The sequence below is a fragment of the Arenimonas sp. MALMAid1274 genome (assembly GCF_049195245.1).
Lineage (GTDB): Bacteria > Pseudomonadota > Gammaproteobacteria > Xanthomonadales > Xanthomonadaceae > Arenimonas.
In genome coordinates, this window is the sequence record NZ_JBMIRR010000027.1 from 450,766 (window position 1) to 468,534 (window position 17,769).

14 protein-coding genes are annotated in these 17,769 nt (G+C 69.5%); 9 read left to right on the forward strand and 5 right to left on the reverse strand.

Features of this window, described 5'->3' with window-relative positions; genetic code table 11:
- The first annotated feature begins 1 nt into the window (after window position 1).
- The 3 genes from panB to pgi are packed head-to-tail and all read left to right on the forward strand — an operon-like array spanning window position 2 to window position 3,207.
- Entirely contained in the window at window positions 2-826 is an 825-nt protein-coding gene (gene panB / locus ACOQFR_RS10660; protein ID WP_421381673.1) for a 3-methyl-2-oxobutanoate hydroxymethyltransferase, read from the forward strand.
- A 4-nt stretch (window positions 827-830) separates the two neighbouring features.
- Window positions 831-1,685 (forward strand): pantoate--beta-alanine ligase, encoded by an 855-nt coding sequence (gene panC, locus ACOQFR_RS10665; protein ID WP_421381675.1) that lies wholly within the window; start codon window positions 831-833, stop codon window positions 1,683-1,685.
- Entirely contained in the window at window positions 1,672-3,207 is a 1,536-nt protein-coding gene (gene pgi / locus ACOQFR_RS10670) for a glucose-6-phosphate isomerase (protein ID WP_421381677.1), read from the forward strand. Before panC ends, pgi begins: the two co-directional genes overlap by 14 nt.
- Window positions 3,208-3,215: 8 nt before the next feature.
- Here pgi and queG read toward each other — a convergent pair whose 3' ends face one another.
- A complete protein-coding gene (queG, locus tag ACOQFR_RS10675) occupies window positions 3,216-4,268 on the reverse strand; it encodes a tRNA epoxyqueuosine(34) reductase QueG (protein WP_421381679.1) in 1,053 nt (350 codons plus the stop codon).
- A gap of 23 nt (window positions 4,269-4,291) precedes the next feature.
- Between queG and ACOQFR_RS10680 the strand changes: the two genes are divergently transcribed.
- From ACOQFR_RS10680 to ACOQFR_RS10705, 6 genes are all read left to right on the forward strand, one after another.
- The gene (locus tag ACOQFR_RS10680) at window positions 4,292-5,770 is read left to right on the forward strand and encodes an NAD(P)H-hydrate dehydratase (RefSeq protein ID WP_421381681.1); all 1,479 of its coding nucleotides are present in this window, start codon (window positions 4,292-4,294) and stop codon (window positions 5,768-5,770) included.
- A complete protein-coding gene (gene tsaE / locus ACOQFR_RS10685; protein ID WP_421381683.1) occupies window positions 5,767-6,225 on the forward strand; it encodes a tRNA (adenosine(37)-N6)-threonylcarbamoyltransferase complex ATPase subunit type 1 TsaE in 459 nt (152 codons plus the stop codon). The genes ACOQFR_RS10680 and tsaE overlap by 4 nt, the downstream gene beginning before the upstream one ends.
- A gap of 108 nt (window positions 6,226-6,333) precedes the next feature.
- Window positions 6,334-7,683: an N-acetylmuramoyl-L-alanine amidase gene (locus tag ACOQFR_RS10690; protein WP_421381685.1), complete on the forward strand. Its 1,350-nt coding sequence runs from the start codon at window positions 6,334-6,336 to the stop codon at window positions 7,681-7,683.
- A gap of 52 nt (window positions 7,684-7,735) precedes the next feature.
- Window positions 7,736-9,523: a DNA mismatch repair endonuclease MutL gene (gene mutL / locus ACOQFR_RS10695; protein ID WP_421381687.1), complete on the forward strand. Its 1,788-nt coding sequence runs from the start codon at window positions 7,736-7,738 to the stop codon at window positions 9,521-9,523.
- A 5-nt stretch (window positions 9,524-9,528) separates the two neighbouring features.
- A complete protein-coding gene (locus tag ACOQFR_RS10700) occupies window positions 9,529-10,503 on the forward strand; it encodes a DUF1684 domain-containing protein (protein ID WP_421381689.1) in 975 nt (324 codons plus the stop codon).
- A 29-nt stretch (window positions 10,504-10,532) separates the two neighbouring features.
- Window positions 10,533-11,411 carry a TraB/GumN family protein gene (locus tag ACOQFR_RS10705; RefSeq protein ID WP_421381691.1) on the forward strand — a complete coding sequence of 293 codons (879 nt, stop codon included), beginning with the start codon at window positions 10,533-10,535 and terminating at the stop codon, window positions 11,409-11,411.
- Between the two features lie 28 nt (window positions 11,412-11,439).
- Here ACOQFR_RS10705 and rsxB read toward each other — a convergent pair whose 3' ends face one another.
- The 4 genes from rsxB to ACOQFR_RS10725 form a co-directional block, all read right to left on the reverse strand.
- Entirely contained in the window at window positions 11,440-11,970 is a 531-nt protein-coding gene (rsxB, locus tag ACOQFR_RS10710) for an electron transport complex subunit RsxB (protein WP_421381693.1), read from the reverse strand.
- A gap of 1 nt (window position 11,971) precedes the next feature.
- Window positions 11,972-12,553 (reverse strand): electron transport complex subunit RsxA, encoded by a 582-nt coding sequence (gene rsxA, locus ACOQFR_RS10715; protein ID WP_421381695.1) that lies wholly within the window; start codon window positions 12,551-12,553, stop codon window positions 11,972-11,974.
- 7 nt (window positions 12,554-12,560) lie between these two features.
- Window positions 12,561-14,666 (reverse strand): methionine--tRNA ligase, encoded by a 2,106-nt coding sequence (gene metG / locus ACOQFR_RS10720; RefSeq protein WP_421381697.1) that lies wholly within the window; start codon window positions 14,664-14,666, stop codon window positions 12,561-12,563.
- Window positions 14,667-14,762: 96 nt separating this feature from the next.
- Window positions 14,763-17,645 carry a TonB-dependent receptor plug domain-containing protein gene (locus ACOQFR_RS10725; protein ID WP_421381699.1) on the reverse strand — a complete coding sequence of 961 codons (2,883 nt, stop codon included), beginning with the start codon at window positions 17,643-17,645 and terminating at the stop codon, window positions 14,763-14,765.
- Window positions 17,646-17,769: the final 124 nt, after the last annotated feature.

Below are 17,769 nucleotides of genomic sequence, written 5' to 3' on the forward strand. Positions count from 1 at the left end.
CATGTACGCGAACGACCCCCAGGCGCCGGCGCGCATCCGCCTGACCGTACCCGCGCTGCGCAAGCTCAAGGCCGAGGGCCAGCGCATCGTCGCCCTGACCGCCTACGACGCCGGCTTCGCCCGCAGCATGGACGAGGCGGGCATCGACCTGGTGCTGGTCGGCGACTCGCTGGGCATGGTCTGCCAGGGCCACGACAGCACGCTGCCGGTCACGGTGGACGACATCGTCTACCACGTGGGCTGCGTTGCGCGCGGGCTGTCGCGCACCTTCCTGGTGGCCGACCTTCCGTTCCAGTCCGATGCCACGCCCGAGCGCGCACTGGAGGCGTCCACGCGCTGCCTGCAGGCCGGCGCGGCGATGGTCAAGCTCGAGGGTGCTGGCCACAAGCTCGAGGTCATCCGTTTCCTGTCCGATCGCGAGATCCCGGTGTGCGCCCACCTGGGCCTGACGCCGCAATCGGTGCTGCGCCTGGGCGGCTACAAGGTGCAGGGCCGCGAGGCGGCCGCCGCGCGCAAGCTGGTGGAGGACGCGCGGGCGGTGGCCGCCGCCGGCGCTGATCTGCTCGTGCTCGAATGCGTGCCATCCGAGCTGGCCAGCGAGATCACCGCGGCGATCGACATCCCCACCATCGGCATCGGCGCCGGCGCCGGCTGCGACGGCCAGATCCTGGTGTTGCACGACCTGCTGGGCCTGAACAGCGGCCACCGCCGCCCGCGCTTCGTCAAGGATTTCCTGGCGGACGGCGGCTCGGTGCTGGGGGCGTTCCAGGCCTATGCGGACGCGGTGCGCTCGGGTACCTTCCCCGGTCCCGAACACGGATACTGAATCCATGCAGACCCACACCACGCTGGCCGCGCTGCGCGCCCAGGTCCGGCAATGGCGGCGCGACGGCGCCAGCATCGGCTTCGTGCCGACCATGGGCAACCTGCACGCGGGCCACCATGCGCTGGTGGACCTGGCGCGGCGGCACGCCGACCGCGTGGTGGCCAGCATCTTCGTCAACCCGACCCAGTTCGGCCCGAACGAAGACTACGCCCGCTATCCGCGCACGCCCGACAGCGACATCCATGGCCTGGCCGAAAAGAACTGCGACGCGCTGTTCCTGCCGCCGGTCGAGCAGATGTACCCGTTCGGCACCATGGGCTGCGTGCAGATGCACGTACCCGGCATCACCGACATCCTCGACGGTGCGCACCGGCCGGGCCACTTCAACGGGGTGGCGCAGGTCGTGGCGCGGCTGTTCAACATGGTGCAGCCCGACCTGGCCGTGTTCGGCCGCAAGGATTACCAGCAGCTGCAGGTGATCCGCTACATGACCCGCGAGATGAGCTTCCCGGTCGAGATCATTCCGGCGCCCACGCTGCGCGAGGCCGACGGACTGGCGATGAGCTCGCGCAACCAGTACCTGCAGGGCGAGGAACGCCAGACCGCCACCTGCATCCACCAGACACTCCTGTTCATGCGCGATGGCGCGCGCCAGGGGCTGCCGCTGGCCGGCATCGAGGACGAGGCGGTGGCGCGGCTGGAAGCCGCCGGCTTCACCGTGGACTACGCCGAGATCCGCCGCAGCGACCTCACCCGCGCCAAGCTGGCCAACGAAACGGGCCTGGTCGCGCTGATCGCCGCGCGCCTGGGCCGCACCCGCCTGATCGACAATCTCGAGTTCGACGGTGGCAGCCCGTAAGGCTCCGGACTGGGAGGCGCTTCGCGCGCACGCGCGCCGACTGGGCGCCCGGACCCTGTCGGCCCAACTGGCCGCCGATCCGTCGCGGGCCACGGATTTTTCGCTGGACGTCGGTGCCCTGCATGCCAATTTCGCGCGCCAGGGCTACGACCGCGAGGCGCGTGCAGCACTGTTCGCGGCGGCGGAGGCCGCGCGACTTCCGCAGGCGTTCCGGGCCTTGTTCGATGGCGAAACGGTCAATGCTTCCGAACGGCGCCCGGCCCTGCATACCGCCCTGCGTTCCGACCTGGGCCACGGCCCGGTGGCGAAGGCCGCACGCGGCCAGGCGCTGGATGCACGACAGCGCATGGCGGCGATGGTGGCCGAGCTGGAAGCCTCGGACATCACCGACATCATCAACGTCGGCATCGGCGGCTCCGACCTGGGGCCCCGGCTGGCGGTGGACGCGCTGGCGGAGTTCCGCACTGGCCGTTTCCGCGTGCACTTCCTCAACAATGTCGATGCCAGCGGCGTGCACCGGCTGCTGCCCGGCCTGGACCCGGCGCGCACGGCGGTGGTACTGGCGTCCAAGAGTTTCGGCACGCAGGAAACCCTGCTCAACGGCGGCATCGTACGCGACTGGCTGGCGGGTCGCGGCCGGCTGTACGCGGTCACCTCGGCCACGGAACGCGCGGCGGCCTTCGGCGTTGCGCCCGAGCGGGTGCTGCCGATCTGGGACTGGGTCGGTGGCCGCTACTCGCTGTGGTCCAGCGTGGGCTTCGCGGTGGCGCTGGCGCTGGGCAACGCGAACTTCGACCAGCTGCTGGCCGGCGCCGCGCAGATGGATGCGCACGTGCTGGCGCAAGCGCCCCCCACCAACCTGGCCGCCTGGCATGCGCTGACGATGGTGTGGAACCGCAACGCCCGCGGCCTGGGATCCCACGCCATCCTGCCTTACGACCAGCGCCTGGCCCTGCTGCCCGATTACCTGCAGCAGCTGGTGATGGAAAGCCTGGGCAAAAACGTCGGCGCCGGCGGCGAGCCCCTGGCCGAGTCCACGGTGCCCGTGCTGTGGGGCGGCACCGGCACCAACAGCCAGCACAGTTTTTTCCAGGCCCTGCACCAGGGCAGCGACGACGTGCCGGCCGACCTGCTGGGCGTGGTGAGGCCGGCCCACGGTTATGGCGAAAGCCAGCAGTGGGTGCTGGCCAACCTGCTGGCGCAGTCGGAGTCGCTGGCCAACGGCCATGCCGGCGAGGATGCGCAGCGACACTATCCCGGTGGCCGGCCGAACACGCTGGTGTTGCTGGATCAGCTGACGCCGGCATCGCTGGGCGCGCTGCTGGCGATGTACGAACACAGCGTCTATGCCGCCTCGGTGCTCTGGGGCATCAATGCCTTCGACCAGTGGGGCGTCGAGCGCGGCAAGGTCCTGGCGGCGGGCCTGCATCCCGCCCTGGACGGACAGGGCGATGACAGCGCGGTGTCCGATCCGGTGACACGCGCGCTGCTGCGCCGCATCCGCGCCTCGCGCGGCGGCTGAGCCCGCGCTCAGTCCGCGCCGTGGCGCGCCAGCGCCCAGGCGACGTGTTCGCGCACCACGGCGCTGGGATCGGCGCGTCGCGTGGCCAGTGCGCCCACCACCTGCGGCGTGGTGCGCGCATTGCCCAGCGCCACCGCGATGTTGCGAAGCCAGCCTTCATGGCCGGTGCGGCGAATCGCCGAGCCTTCGGTGCGGGCCAGGAACTCCGCCTCGTTCCAGGCGAACAGCTGCACGAGCGTGCTGCGGTCGAGGTCATTGCGCGGACGGAAGTCGGCCTCGGCGCTGCGCACGGCGAACTTGTTCCAGGGGCAGGCCAGCTGGCAGTCGTCGCAGCCGAAGATGCGGTTGCCCACCAGCGGCCGCAGCTCTTCCGGGATCGAGCCCTTGAGCTCGATCGTGAGGTAGCTGATGCAGCGGCGTGCGTCCACGCGGTAGGGCGCCACGATCGCGCCCGTGGGGCAGACCTGCAGGCATCGCGTGCAGCTGCCGCAGTGCGCGCTGGCGGGTTCGTCCACCGGCAGCGGCAGGTCGGTGTAGATCTCGCCAAGGAAAAACCAGCTGCCGGCCGACTTGTTGATCAGGCAGCTGTGCTTGCCGATCCATCCCAGTCCCGCATCGCGCGCCAGCGCACGTTCGAGCACCGGCGCGGAGTCGACGAAGGCGCGATAGCCGAAATCGCCGATGTGCGCGGCGATGCGGTCGGCCAGTTTCTGCAGCCGGTTGCGCAACACCTTGTGGTAGTCGCGGCCCAGGGCGTAGCGCGCCACGTAGGCCTGTTCGTCCCGCGCCAGGGTGTCCCAGGCGGCGCCGTCGTCGCCGGTGCCGTAGTCCATGCGCACCGAGATCACGCGCAGGGTGCCGGGCACCAGTTCGTCGGGCCGGGCGCGCTTGCTGCCGTGCCGCGCCATGTAGTCCATGGTGCCGTGCTGGCCTTGGGCCAGCCAGTCGCGAAGGTGTTCCTCGTCCTCGGCCAGCGAGACGCCGGCCACGCCCAGCTGCTGGAATCCCAGCTCCAGGCTCCAGGTCTTGATCAGGCGGGCGAGGGCGCTGAAGTCGTGCATCGCCGCAAGTATAGAATCCCGGCATGACCCAGCAGTTGCCCCTGTATCTGAGTGCCCAGGTCCGGGCGATGGACGAGCACGCCATCGCCAGCCTGGGCGTCCCCGCCGGGGAACTCATGGCACGCGCCGGTGCCGCCGCCTGGCGCCTGCTGCAGCTGCGCTGGCCCAAGGCCAGGGTCATCGGCGTGGCCTGCGGGCCGGGCAACAACGGCGGCGATGGCTACGTGCTGGCGCGGCTGGCGCGCGCGGCCGGCCATACCGTGCGCGTGGTCACGCCCCCGGGCGCAACGCCGCGCACGGCGCCGGCGCGGGCCGCGCTGGCCGCGTGGCGGCAGGCGGGCGGGTCGGTGATCGCGTTTGACGGGCTGCTGCCGGAAGCGGACGTGTGGGTGGACGCCATCTATGGCATCGGGCTCAGTCGTGCGCCGTCGGAAGCGGCACAGGGCATGATCGAGCGCATCAACGCCAGCCGCGCGCCGGTGCTGTCGCTGGACGTGCCTTCGGGGCTCGATGCCGACACCGGCCATGCCGAAGGCGTGGCGGTGCGCGCCACGGTGACCCTGAGTTTCATCGGCGCCAAGCGGGGGCTGTACACGGGCATGGCGCGCGATTTCGACGGTGAGGTGCTGCTGGACCGGCTGGACCTGAAGATCGGCGCCTTCGACGACATCACGCCGGCGGCCTGCCTCTGCGTGCCCGAGGGCCTGGTGCGCTGGCTTGCGCCGAGGCATGCCAATGCCCACAAGGGCGAACATGGCCACGTGCTGTGCGTGGGCGGCGAAGAAGGCATGGGCGGGGCCGTTCGACTGTGCGCCGAGGCCGCGCTGCGGACCGGGGTCGGCCTGGCCAGCGTCGCCACCCGCCAGTCCGGCGTCGCGGCGCTGGTGGCGGCGCGGCCCGAAGCGATGACGCATGCGGTGGAGGACGCCGACGCGCTGCGCCCCCTGATCGAACGCGCCACGGTGCTGGCCGTGGGCCCCGGTCTCGGGCAGGGCGATTGGGGACTGGCGCTTTATCGCGAAGCGCTGACTTCGGGAAAACCCGTGATCCTGGATGCCGATGCGCTGAACCTGCTGTCGCTGCAGCCCCGGCGGGTACCGCAGGCCATCCTGACGCCGCATCCCGGCGAGGCCGCCCGCCTGTTGGGCAAGGACAAGCGTGACGTACAGGCCGACCGCTTCGGAGCCGCCGAAGCCATGGCGCAGCGCTTCGGTTGCGTGGTGGTGCTCAAGGGCGCGGGCACGATCATTGCGGCGCCCGGGGAGATTCCCGCGGTGATCGGCGCCGGCAATCCCGGCATGGCCACCGGCGGCATGGGCGACGTGCTGTCGGGCGTGATCGCGGCGCTGCTGGCGCAGCACCTGCCGCCGTTCCAGGCGGCCGTGGCCGGGGCCCTGCTGCATTCGGCCGCCGGTGATGCGGCGGCCCGCGTGGGTGGCGAGCGGGGGCTGCTGCCCTCGGACCTGTTCCCGCACCTGCGTCGCATGGCGAACCCCGAATGAACCACGAGCTTGCCCTGTCCGATGCCGACGCCACCGCGACGCTGGCCCGCAGCCTGGCGCTGTCCGCGCCGGAACGCGCCGTCGTCTACCTGCACGGCGAACTCGGCGCCGGGAAGTCCACCCTGGCCCGCGCCTGGCTGCGCGCGCTGGGCGTCACCGGTGCGATCAAGAGCCCGACCTACACCCTGGTCGAACGTTATCCGCTGGCGCGGGGCGAGGCGGCGCACCTGGATCTTTACCGGCTCGCGGGCGCCGGTGAGCTGGACTTCCTGGGGCTGGACGAACTGGCCTCGGAGGCCCGGCTGTGGCTGGTGGAGTGGCCCGAGCGCGGGCAGGGCGGACTGCCGGCCCCGGACCTGAGCCTGCATCTGTTGCACGACGGCCCCGGCCGCCGGGCCTCGATGGCCGCGGGGAGCCCGGCAGGAGAAGCCTGGCTGGGCCGGATCGCGTCCTGACGCCTTCTCCGGGCCTCTTCTGACCCGAAATTCAGGAAGGTTGGGCAGGCTACGGATTCCTAAGGAAAAATCTTGCTTTTCCGGGATTACGGTGCTTCAATCCCGCCCATGCGCCGGAATCCTGCCCTTGCCCTGTTGACGTCCGTCCTGTTCGGCCTGGCCGCCGTGGGTGCGCAGGCCGCGCAGCTGGAAGGCCTGAAGCTGGTCGACGGCGAGAACGGCACCCGCGCGGTGCTGGACCTGTCCGGCCCGGCCGACTACAAGATTTTCACCCTGGCCAATCCCGATCGCCTGGTGTTGGACCTGTCGGGCACTTCGTTGGCCAATGGTTACAAGGCGCCGGCGCCCAACGGCGTGGTCGCCGGCGTGCGCACCGGCAAGCCCTCTGACGGCGACCTGCGCGTGGTGCTCGACCTGGGCCGCGAAGTGAAGCCGCGCAGCCGCATCGAGCGCACCGGCAGCCAGGCGCGCCTGGTGCTTGAGCTGCTCACCGATGGCGCTGCGGTGGCCGGCAAGCCTGCACCCGCACGCACGCTGCAGGACGTGATCGGCACCGGCAGCCGCAAGCTCATCATCGCCATCGACGCCGGACACGGCGGCAAGGATCCGGGCGCGATCGGCCCGAGCCGCAAGTTCGAGAAGGACATCACGCTGGCGATGGCGCGCGAACTGGCCACGCAGATCAATGCCGATCCGGGCATGGAAGCGTTCCTGGTGCGCGACCGCGACGTGTTCATCCCGCTCGACCAGCGCTACATGATTGCGCGCGAGGCGCAGGCCGACCTCTTCATCTCCATCCACGCCGATGCCGCGCACAACCGCAACGCCAACGGCGCGTCCGTGTATGTGCTGTCCTTGCGCGGCGCCTCGTCGGAAGCGGCGCGCTGGCTGGCCGACCAGGAAAACGCCGCCGACCTGGTGGGCGGCGTCGAGCTGGACGCGCGCGACAAGAACCTGGCCGCGGTGCTGCTCGACCTTTCGCAGAACGCCACCATGCGCGTGTCCGACGACGTCGCCAGCGAAGTGCTGGCCGCGCTCAAGGGCGTGGGCAAGGCACACAAGCCGCAGATCGAGCGCGCCAACTTCGTGGTGCTGCGTTCGCCCGACGTGCCGTCCATGCTGGTCGAGACCGGCTTCATCTCCAATCCGGGAGAAGAGGCCAAGCTCAGCGATCCGGTGTACCGCTCGCGCATGGCCACCGCCATCGTTTCGGGCGTGCGCAGCTACTTCGCCAACCAGGCGCCGCCGGGCACCTGGTACGCCGCGCACCAGGGCCAGTTCGGCGGCCCGCGCCAGCACGTGGTCAGCCGCGGCGAAACCCTGAGCCTGATCGCCGCGCGCCACGGCGTGCCGATGAACAGCATCCGCCAGGCCAACAAGCTGCAGGGCGACACCGTCCGCGTCGGCGAGCGCCTCACCATCCCGGCCGCCACGGCCCTGGCCGCAGCCCCGAAGTAGGGCCTCCGCGCCGCTGGTATCATCGGTCTCCGAACCTCGAGACCGACCGTCCGTGCCGATCCAGCAGCTTCCCGACACCCTGGTCAACCAGATCGCCGCCGGCGAGGTGGTCGAACGACCCGCGTCGGTGGTCAAGGAATTGGTCGAGAACGCGCTCGATGCCGGCGCCACGCGCGTGGACATCGACCTGGAAGAGGGCGGCATCCGCCTGATCCGCATCCGCGACGACGGCGGCGGCATTCCGGCCGCCGAGCTGCCCTTGGCCATCTCGCGCCACGCCACCAGCAAGATCTCCTCGCTCGATGACCTGGAGGAAGTGGCCACGCTCGGCTTCCGCGGCGAAGCGCTGCCCTCGATCGCGTCGGTCAGCCGGTTCGCGATGAGTTCGCGCACCGCCGACCAGGCCCACGGCCTGCGGCTGGAAGTGGAGGGCGGCAAGGTTGCGCCTGCGCAGCCGCACCCGCATCCGGCCGGCACCACGGTGGAAGTGCGCGACCTGTTCTACAACGTGCCCGCGCGCCGCAAGTTCCTGCGCGCCGAGCGCACCGAGCTGGGCCACGTGGAGGAATGGCTGCGTTCGCTGGCGCTGGCGCGTCCGCAGGTGGAGCTGCGCATCAGCCACAACGGCCGCCTGACCCGGCACTACAAGCCGGTGCGCGACGGCGCCGACCAGGTGCGACGCGTCGCCGAGGCGCTGGGTGAAGAGTTCACCTCGCAGTGCCTGCAGATCGAACATGCCGCGGCCGGCCTGCGCCTGCGCGGCTGGGTGGGGCTGCCCACCGCCGCGCGTTCCAGCGCCGACCAGCAGTACTTCTATGTCAACGGCCGCGCGGTGCGCGACCGCACCGTGGCCCATGCGGTGCGGCAGGCTTACGCCGACGTGCTCTTCCACGGCCGCTACCCGGCCTTCGTGCTGTTCCTGGACTGCGATCCGCGCCAGGTGGACGTGAACGTGCATCCGGCCAAGCACGAGGTGCGTTTCCGCGAACAGCGCCTGGTGCACGAGTTCATCTATCGCACGCTGCACGAGTCCCTGGCCTCGACGCGTGCCGGCCTCAACGGCGGCGCGGCCGCGGCGGGCGCCGAACTGGCCGGCCAGGCTGTCGCCACCGGCGCGGCGTTTGGCTGGTCCGCGCCCGCGCAGACCGGGCTGGGGTTGCCGGTGCGTGAAGCGATGTCAGCGTATGCCTCGCTGTATCGCGCTCCCGCCGATTCGGCGCCAGGTCCGGGTATGCCGGCCGCCAACGAGGCCGAGGCGCCGCCGCTGGGTTATGCGCTGGCGCAGCTGCACGGCGTCTTCGTGCTGGCCGAGAACCCGCAGGGCCTGGTGCTGGTGGACATGCACGCGGCGCACGAGCGCATCACCTACGAACGGCTCAAGGCCGCGCGCGACGGCGAGGGTATCCGCACCCAGCCGCTGCTGGTGCCGATCGCGCTGGCGGTGTCCGAGCGCGAGGCCGACCTGGCCGAGCAGCACGCCGATACGCTGGCCGCCTTCGGCTTCGAGCTGCGCCGGGCCGGGCCGCAGTCGCTCAGCGTGCGCAGCGTGCCGACCCTGCTGGCCGATCTGGATCCGAAGTCGCTGGTGCTGGACGTGCTCGGCGACCTGCGCGAGCACGGCCAGAGCCGCCGCCTGGAGGAAGCGCGCAACGAACTGCTGTCCACCCTGGCCTGCCACACCTCGGTGCGCGCCAACCGCAGGCTGACGCTGCCGGAGATGAACGCCCTGCTGCGCGACATGGAAGCCACCGAACGCAGCGGCCAGTGCAACCACGGCCGGCCGACGTGGGTACAGTTGAGCAAGGCCGAACTCGACCGCCTATTCCTGAGGGGACGATGATGAGAATGCGCTGGATTCCCGCCCATGCTCCGCTACGCGTGGTTGGACTGTGCCTGGCCGCGCTGGTGCTGGTAACGGCGTGCGGCGGCGACGAGGACGAGGCCAAGCGCTCCGAGGCCGCCGCACGCGCAGCCAAGGCGGCCCGCCTGGCCTATGACGGCCAGATCCTGGCCTGGCGCGACGAGCGCCTGGCGCGCCTGACCCGGCCCGATGGCTGGCTGTCGCTGGTGGGCCTGCACTGGATCACGCCCGGCGCCACCTATGTCGGCTCAGCCCAGGACAACGGCACCCGGCTGGCGATCGGCCCGGCGCAGCTGGGCATGCTCACGCTGGGAAAGGACGGCAGCGTCCGTCTGCGCGCGGCGGCCGATGCCGAGGTGACCATCGATGGCCAGCCGGCCCAGGGCGAGGTGCCGCTGGTGGTGGATAGCCAGGGCACGCCCACCGTGGTGGGCTTCAACAAGGGCGACGCAAGCTTCGTGGTGATCGAACGCGGCGGCCGCTACGGCCTGCGCGTTCGCAATGCGATGGCCCGTACCCGCACGCAGTTCCCCGGGCTGGACTACTTCGACATCGATCCGGAATTCCGCATCACCGCGCGCTTCGAGGCGCATCCCGCGGGCAAGACCCTGGACATCGTCAACATGCTGGGCATGGTCGAACCCATGGCCAACCCGGGCCGGCTGCTGTTCGAGAAGGACGGCAAGGCCTATGCGCTGGAGGCGGTGGACGAGGGCGACGGCCAGCTTTTCCTGATATTCGCCGACCGCACCAGCGGCCATGCTACCTACGCGGCCTCGCGCTTCCTGTATGCCGCGCCCGCCGGCAAGGACGGCACCACCGAACTCGACTTCAACAAGGCCTACAACCCGCCCTGCGCCTTCACCGCGTTTTCCACCTGTCCGATGCCGCCGCCCGAAAACCGGCTGGACCTGGCCGTGACCGCGGGTGAGAAGAAGCCCCGCCCCTTCCCGCAATGATGTTGTCCCCCCACCCAAGGAAACCCCGCATGTCGAAACGCTGGATCGCCACCCTGCTGCTGGCCACTGCCACCACCTTCGCCCAGGCCGAGCCGCCCAAGCCCCTGCTTTGGAAAGTCAGCGATGCCGACAACTCGGTCTACCTGATGGGCTCGTTCCATCTGCTCAAGCCCGGCGACTATCCGCTGGCGCCCAGCACCGACGCGGCCTTCGAGGACGCCGAGAAAGTGGTGTTCGAACTCTCGCCCCAGGAAATGAACGACCCCAGCCTGGGCCCGCGCATGCAGCAGGCCGGCACCCGCACCGACGGCAAGACCCTGCAGCAGACGCTGCCGGAAGCCACCTGGAAGCAGCTTGAGGCCTGGGCCACGCGGCGCGGCGCCAACGCCGCGATGTTCCAGGGCATGGAGCCCTGGCTGGCCAGCCTGGTGATCAGCATCACCGAGATGCAGCTGCTGGGCCTGGACCCGAAGCTGGGCCTGGACAAGCACTTTGCCGATCGCGCGGTCGCGGCGGGGAAGCCGGTGGAAGGTCTGGAGACCGGCGCCCAGCAGATCGAGATGTTCGACGGGATGGATGAGAAGGAGCAGCTGCAGTCGCTGCAGGAAGCCCTGGCCGAAATGGCCACGATGGAAGCCGAGATCGGCAAGCTGCACGACCTGTGGCGCCAGGGCGACGCCGACGCGCTGTTCGCCGGCACCGGCGCCGAGATGAAGGCCGACTACCCGCTGCTGTACGACCGCCTCAACAAGGACCGCAACCTGGCCTGGATGCCGCGCCTGCGCGCGCTGCTGGACCAGAGCAAGGAAGACGACACCCTGGTCGTGGTGGGCGCGATGCATCTGCTCGGCGAGGACGGCGTCATCGCGCTGCTCAAGGCGCAGGGTTACACCGTCGAGCGGCTCTGAGACCCGCTCGCCCGGTCGCGCCCGGGGTTCACGCCGGGCGCGGCCACTGCGGCAGGGACGCCGCCCGTGCTGGCGGCACCAGCACGATGCAATCCACCGGGCAGGGTGGCAGGCACAGCTCGCAGCCCGTGCACAGCTCGGCGATCACCGTGTGCATCAGCTTGGGCCCGCCGACGATGGCGTCGACCGGGCAGGCCTGGATGCATTTGGTGCAGCCGATGCAATCGGCTTCCACGATCAGCGCCACGACCGGGGGTTTTTCCTTACCGTTGTCGGGATTGATCGGCTTGGGCTCGCGTCCCAGCAGGCTGGCCAGGGCGCGCACGCCGGCTTCGCCGCCGGGCGGGCACTGGTTGATGTCGGCCTGGCCCGCGGCGATGGCGGCCGCGTAGGGTTTGCAGCCGGCGTAGCCGCACTGTCCGCACTGGGTTTGCGGCAGTTCCCGGTTGATGCGTTCCACCATCGGGTCGTCCTGCACCCGCCAGCGCACGGCCGCCCAGCCCAGCCCGGCGCCCAGCGCGGCGGCCAGGGCCGTCACCACCAGCAGCGCCGTCAGCATCTCAGGCCGGCACCAGGCCGGCGAAGCCCATGAAGGCCAGCGACATCAGGCCCGCGGTGGTCAGCGCAATCGGCGTGCCGCGCCAGGCGGCCGGCACGTCGGCCGTTTCCAGGCGCTCGCGCATCGCCGAGAACAGGACCAGCACCAGGCCGAAGCCGAGCGACGCGCCCAGGCCGTACAGCACCGAATCGAACAGGCTGTGCCGAGCCTGCACGTTGAGCAGGGTCACGCCCAGCACCGCGCAGTTGGTGGTGATCAGCGGCAGGTAGATGCCCAGCACGCGATACAGCCGCGGGCTGCGCCGGTTCATCACGATCTCGGTGAACTGCACCACGGCGGCGATCACCAGGATGAAGCCCAGGGTGCGCAGGTACTCCAGCCCCAGCGGCAGCAGGATCCAGTGGTGCACCATCCAGGCCAGGGCCGAGGCCAGGGTCAGCACGAAGCCGGTGGCCAGGGCCATGCCGTAGGCGCCGTCCAGGCTGCGCGAGACGCCCATGAACGGGCACAGGCCCAGGAACTTCACCAGCACGAAGTTGTTGACGAAAACCGCGCCGACCAGGAGCAGGGCGATTTCGCTCATGGCGCGCTCAGCGCACCGGCATGCCCGGCTCGGCGCCGGAGTCGACGTCCAGCAGCACCAGCGCATCGGTGGCGTGGCCGGCCGACAGGATCATGCCTTCGCTGGTGCCGAAGCGCATCTTGCGCGGCGCCAGGTTGGCCACGAAGACGACGAATCGGCCGACCAGTTTCTCCGGCTCGCCGTAGCTGGCGCGGATGCCCGAGAAGATCTGCCGCTGGCCCAGCTCGCCGGCGTCGAGCAGGAAGCGCAGCAGCTTGTCCGAGCCCTCCACGAAGCCGCACTCGAGCACCTTGCCGATGCGCATGTCGATGCGGGCGAAGTCGTCTATGCCGATCACGGCAGTCGTGCCCGCCGGGGCGGCGGCAGCCGCTTCCGGCGCCTTCACCTTCGCCTCGGCTGGCTTGGCCGGGGTCGGCAGGGCGGCGGGCGGGGTGACGGCGCTGCCGTCCTTGCTGGCTTCGGTCATGGTCTCGATCTGGCTGGGTTCGATGCGGGTCATCAGGGGCGTGAAGGCTGCGATGGTGTGGTCGAGCAGCGGCGCATCGACGTCGTGCCAGTGCTGGACCGGGGCGCGCAGGAACGCTTCGGCGCGCGCCACCGTGGCCGGCAGCACCGGCTTGAGGCCGGCCGCCAGCACGCGGAACAGGTTCAGGCCCTGGCTGCACACCGCCTGCAGTTCGGCCTCGGCATCTTCCTGCTTCGCGATCACCCAGGGCTTGCGCTCGTCGATGTAGCGGTTGGCCTCGTCGGCCAGGGCCATCAGCTGGCGCGTGGCCTGGCCGTACTCGTCGCGGGCGTAGCTGGCCGCGACCTCGTGCACCGCGGCCGCGAAGCGCGCATACATCGCCCGGTCCGGCAGCTGCGCCGCCAGCCGGCCGTCGAAGCGCTTGCCGATGAAGCCGGCGCAGCGGCTGGCGATGTTGACCACCTTGCCGACCAGGTCGCTGTTGACGCGCGCGACGAAGTCCTCGAGGTTGAGGTCCAGGTCCACCACGCCGGCGCCGGTCTTGGACGCGAAGTAGTAGCGCAGGTATTCCGGATTCAGGCCGGTGTCGAGGTAGGTGCGCGCCATCACGAAGGTGCCGCGCGACTTGGACATCTTGGCGCCGTTCACCGTCAGGTAGCCGTTGACGTGCAGTCCGGTGGGCGCGCGCAGCCCGGCGCCATGCAGCATCGCCGGCCAGAACAGTCCGTGGAAATTGATGATGTCCTTGCCGAGGAAATGGTGCATCTCGGTTTCGCCGCCAGTGTTGCGGGCGGCGTCGGTGTAGGCCTCGAAATCGGTGCCGGTGCGTGCGCACAGGGCCTTGAAGCTGGCCAGGTAGCCGATCGGCGCATCCAGCCACACGTAGAAGAACTTGCCCGGGGCATCGGGGATGGGGAAGCCGAAGTAGGGCGCGTCGCGGCTGATGTCCCAGTCGCGCAGGCCGCCTTCCAGCCACTCGGCCAGCTTGGCCTTCACCGCCGGGTGGGCCACCTCTCCGGCCAGCCATTCGCGCAGGAAGGCCTCGAACTTGCCCAGCTCGAAGAAGTAGTGCTCGGAATCGCGCAGCTCGGGCGTGGCGCCGGAGACCACCGAACGCGGATTCTTCAGGTCGGTGGGCGAATAGGCCTTGCCGCAGACCTCGCAATTGTCGCCGTACTGGTCGGGGCTGCCGCAGTTGGGGCATTCGCCCTTGATGTAGCGGTCGGGCAGGAACATCTGCCGGACCGGGTCGTACAGCTGCTGGATCGACCGGCGGGCGATGCAGGCCGGCCCATGGGTGCCATCGCGCAGGCGCGTGTAGACCTCGCTGGCCAGCGCGCGGTTGTACTCGGAATGGGTGGAGTCGTAGTGGTCGAAGGCCACCCCGAAGGCGGCGAAGTCGGCCTCATGGCCCGCCTGCACGTCGCGGATGAAGTCTTCCGGTGCAAGCCCGGCCTTTTCGGCCGCCAGCATGATCGGAGTGCCATGGGCATCGTCGGCGCAGACGAAGTGCACCGTGCCGCCGGCCATGCGCCGGGCCCGCACCCAGATGTCGGCCTGCAGGTAGCCCACCAGGTGGCCCAGGTGCAGCGGACCATTGGCATAGGGCAGGGCGGTGGTGACCAGGGCGGGGCGGGGCGGTGTCATCGGTGTCGGGGGTCCTTCGCGAGGCCGCCATTATCCCACACAAAAAAAGAGCCCGGCTTTCGCCGGGCTCCCACCACTCTCTGATCCGTTGGAGAATCAGAACTGATAGTCGAACTGCAGACCCACCTCACGACCGACCGGGCTGTACGCCTGCCAGAAGTAGGGGTAGGTGTTGAAGGTCGGATCTTCCGGCGCGATGTCGTTGAGAATGTTGTTCACATTCAGACGCATCGAGAAGTTGTCCGTCCAGCGCTTGCCGATCGAGATGTTGGCGATGGTGTGCGGCGAGGCGCGGGAATCGAGCTCCCCACTGACCACGGCCGTGTTCAGCAGGTTCCAGCGCGGGAAGGTGCCATCACGGTAGATGTACGTGGTGGCATCCCAGTCGCCCTTCTGCCAGCCGAGCGTGAGGGTCACGCGGCTGCGGAAGTCCGACGAACCGTTGCTGTCACGCAGGTTGAACAGCGCCGAGTCCGCACGCAGCTTGGTGACATGCTTCAGGACGTGGGCCCACTGCAGGCGCGACGAGAAGTTGCCCCAACGATCGGTGTCCAGGCTGTAGCGCAGGCTGGCATCGATGCCGGTGACCTTGCGATACGACAGGTTGACCGGTCCGGAACGGATTTCAGTGATGCGGTTGCCGTTGTTCGGGTCGCGGTCGATGCGGCCGTCGATCTCGTTGCAGTAGGCCGAGCCGGCAGCGTACGGGAACGGCAGGCCGTTGGTCGGGTAGGTGCCGTAGGTGCAGCCGTACTCGTCCTGGATGATCGTGGTACCGGCCAGCACGGCGACCTCGTTCTCGAGCTCGATCTCGTAGTAGTCAGCCGACAGCGACAGCGTGTCGGTGATGTCCCACACCAGACCCGCCGACCACGACTTGCCCTCTTCCTCTTCCAGCGTCGTGGAACCCTGCGACGTGGTGAAGGCCGAGTAGACGTAGTTGGCGCCTGCCGCGTTGCAGGTGGCAACGGGGAGGTTGTTTTCACGGCAGCGCACGTAGTCGATCACGTTGCCGAACGAGCCGCTGCGGTCCGAGAACACGTAGTGCATGTCCGGGGCCTTGAAGCTGGTGGCGTACTGGCCGCGGAACAGCAGGCTCTCGATGGGACGCCACTCGAGGCCGGCGTTCCAGGTCACGGCATCGTCGACTTCGGTGACGTCGTCGTAGTTGTCGTAACGGGCGGCCGCGGTGAGGGTGACCGACTCCAGGACCGGGAAGCTGGTCTCGACGCCGAAGGCGTAACGGTCACGCTCGCCGCCACCGCCGGTGCCGGTCAGGTTGTAGATCTGGCGCACGTCCGGGGCGATGCGGGCATCGCTGACCAGGTCGTATTCCTGGTGGCCCCACTCGGCCACGGCCGCGACGGCAGCGGTGCCGCCACGCATGTCGAACAGGTCACCGGTGACGGCGAACTGGAACAGCTGGTTCTCCGACTCGGCTTCGTACTCGACCTGGGTGGACATGGCGAGGTAGTCGGCCGGGCTGATCGGGCCGTAGAAGCGGTCCAGGTTCATGCGGTACACCGGGGTGCCGTTGGGCACGCCGACGATGCCGACATAGGCACCCTGGCCGACCGTACCCAGGCGCGGGCCGAGGAAGTAGTCGGTGGCGCCCTGGACGGTCAGGCGCGGGCGCTGGCGGTCGGTTTCATACTTGGAGGTGCTGGCGGTCAGGTCCCAGTCGAAGCGCTCGCCGAAGGAACCGCTCAGGCCAGCGGCGAACTCCCACGACAGTTCCTGGAACTTCTGGAAGGTGCCCTGCGGGCCGCCGTAGGCTTCCGTGCTCAGGGCGCGGATGGGGAAGGTGCGCGCGCCCGGGAACTGCGGGTCGTAGTGGAAGGCACCCGGCTGCGGGCCGCCCTGCCACTGCTCCACGCCGCCACCGAGCTCGGCATCGGACTTGAAGGCCATGATGCTGGCCCAACCCGAGATCGAGTCGTTGAAGTCGTAGTTGCCGATCACGTAGGCCGACAGGTCCTGCGTACCGTTGAGCACCGTCTGCTCGGCGACGAAGCGGTCGTAACCGCAGCCCGGGCCGAGGGTGGCGCCGGTGGCACCGCTGACGTAGGTGTGCGGGCGGTAGAACTCGCTGCCCGAGCAGTCGTAGCCGGCGGGCTGCACGTAGTTGATGGTTCCGCCGTTCGCCGCGATGCGGCGGATCTGGGTGCCGATCGACGGCTGGTAGCCACCGAAGCCCGGGGTGCCGTTGACGCCGGCCGGGGACGGGTTGTCGGCGCCGGAGTCCATGAAGTCGCGCTGCCAGGCGAACAGCGGGCTGCGGTCGAAGTACTCGATGGCGTAGGTCAGGCTGCCGCGGTCGGAGGTCTTGCCTCCCACCCACTGGAAGTTCAGCGTGTTGGCACCGCCTTCGCTGGACGTCTGGCCCTTGAGGCTCATCACGTCGCCTTCGAAGTTCTTGCGCAGCACCACGTTGACCACGCCGGCCACGGCGTCGGAACCATAGATGGCGGACGCGCCGCCGGCCAGGATCTCGATGCGCTCGACGGCGGCGGACGGGATGTTGTTGAAGTTCTGGAAGTTGCTGCGGCCGTTGTACGGGAACGGATAGTCGTTCGCGCGGCGACCGTTGATCAGCAGCAGGGTGCGACCCGGGCCAAGGCCACGCAGGTTGACCACGCCGGCATTGGGCGTGAAGCCACCGTTGGCGTTGAAGTCGTTCTGGGCGAAGCCAATGTTCTGGGCGACCGTCTGCAGCACGTCATGCACGGTGTTGAAGCCGGACTTCTCGATCTCCTCGGCGGAGATCACCGTGACGGGCGAGGGACCTTCGATGGTGGCGCGCTTGATGCGCGAACCGACGACGGTGACCGTCTCGAGCGTGGTGGCGTCTTCGGCCGAGCTGGTGCTCTCGTCCTCGGCGTCCTGGGCGTAGGCGGTGGCCGCCAGCGGCAGCACCATGGCCAGGGCCAGGGACTGCGCCAGGACATTCCTACGGTAAACGGGTACGGCGGTCTTCATCGGGTGACTCCCCTGAGTCGTTATCGGGTCGTGGAAAGCAGCGTTTTTTGGGATAGGGCCCGGTATTCCCCACGCGGGCCTTAACCGGAACGTAACACAATCGTGCCCCGTCTCTGCAAGTGCC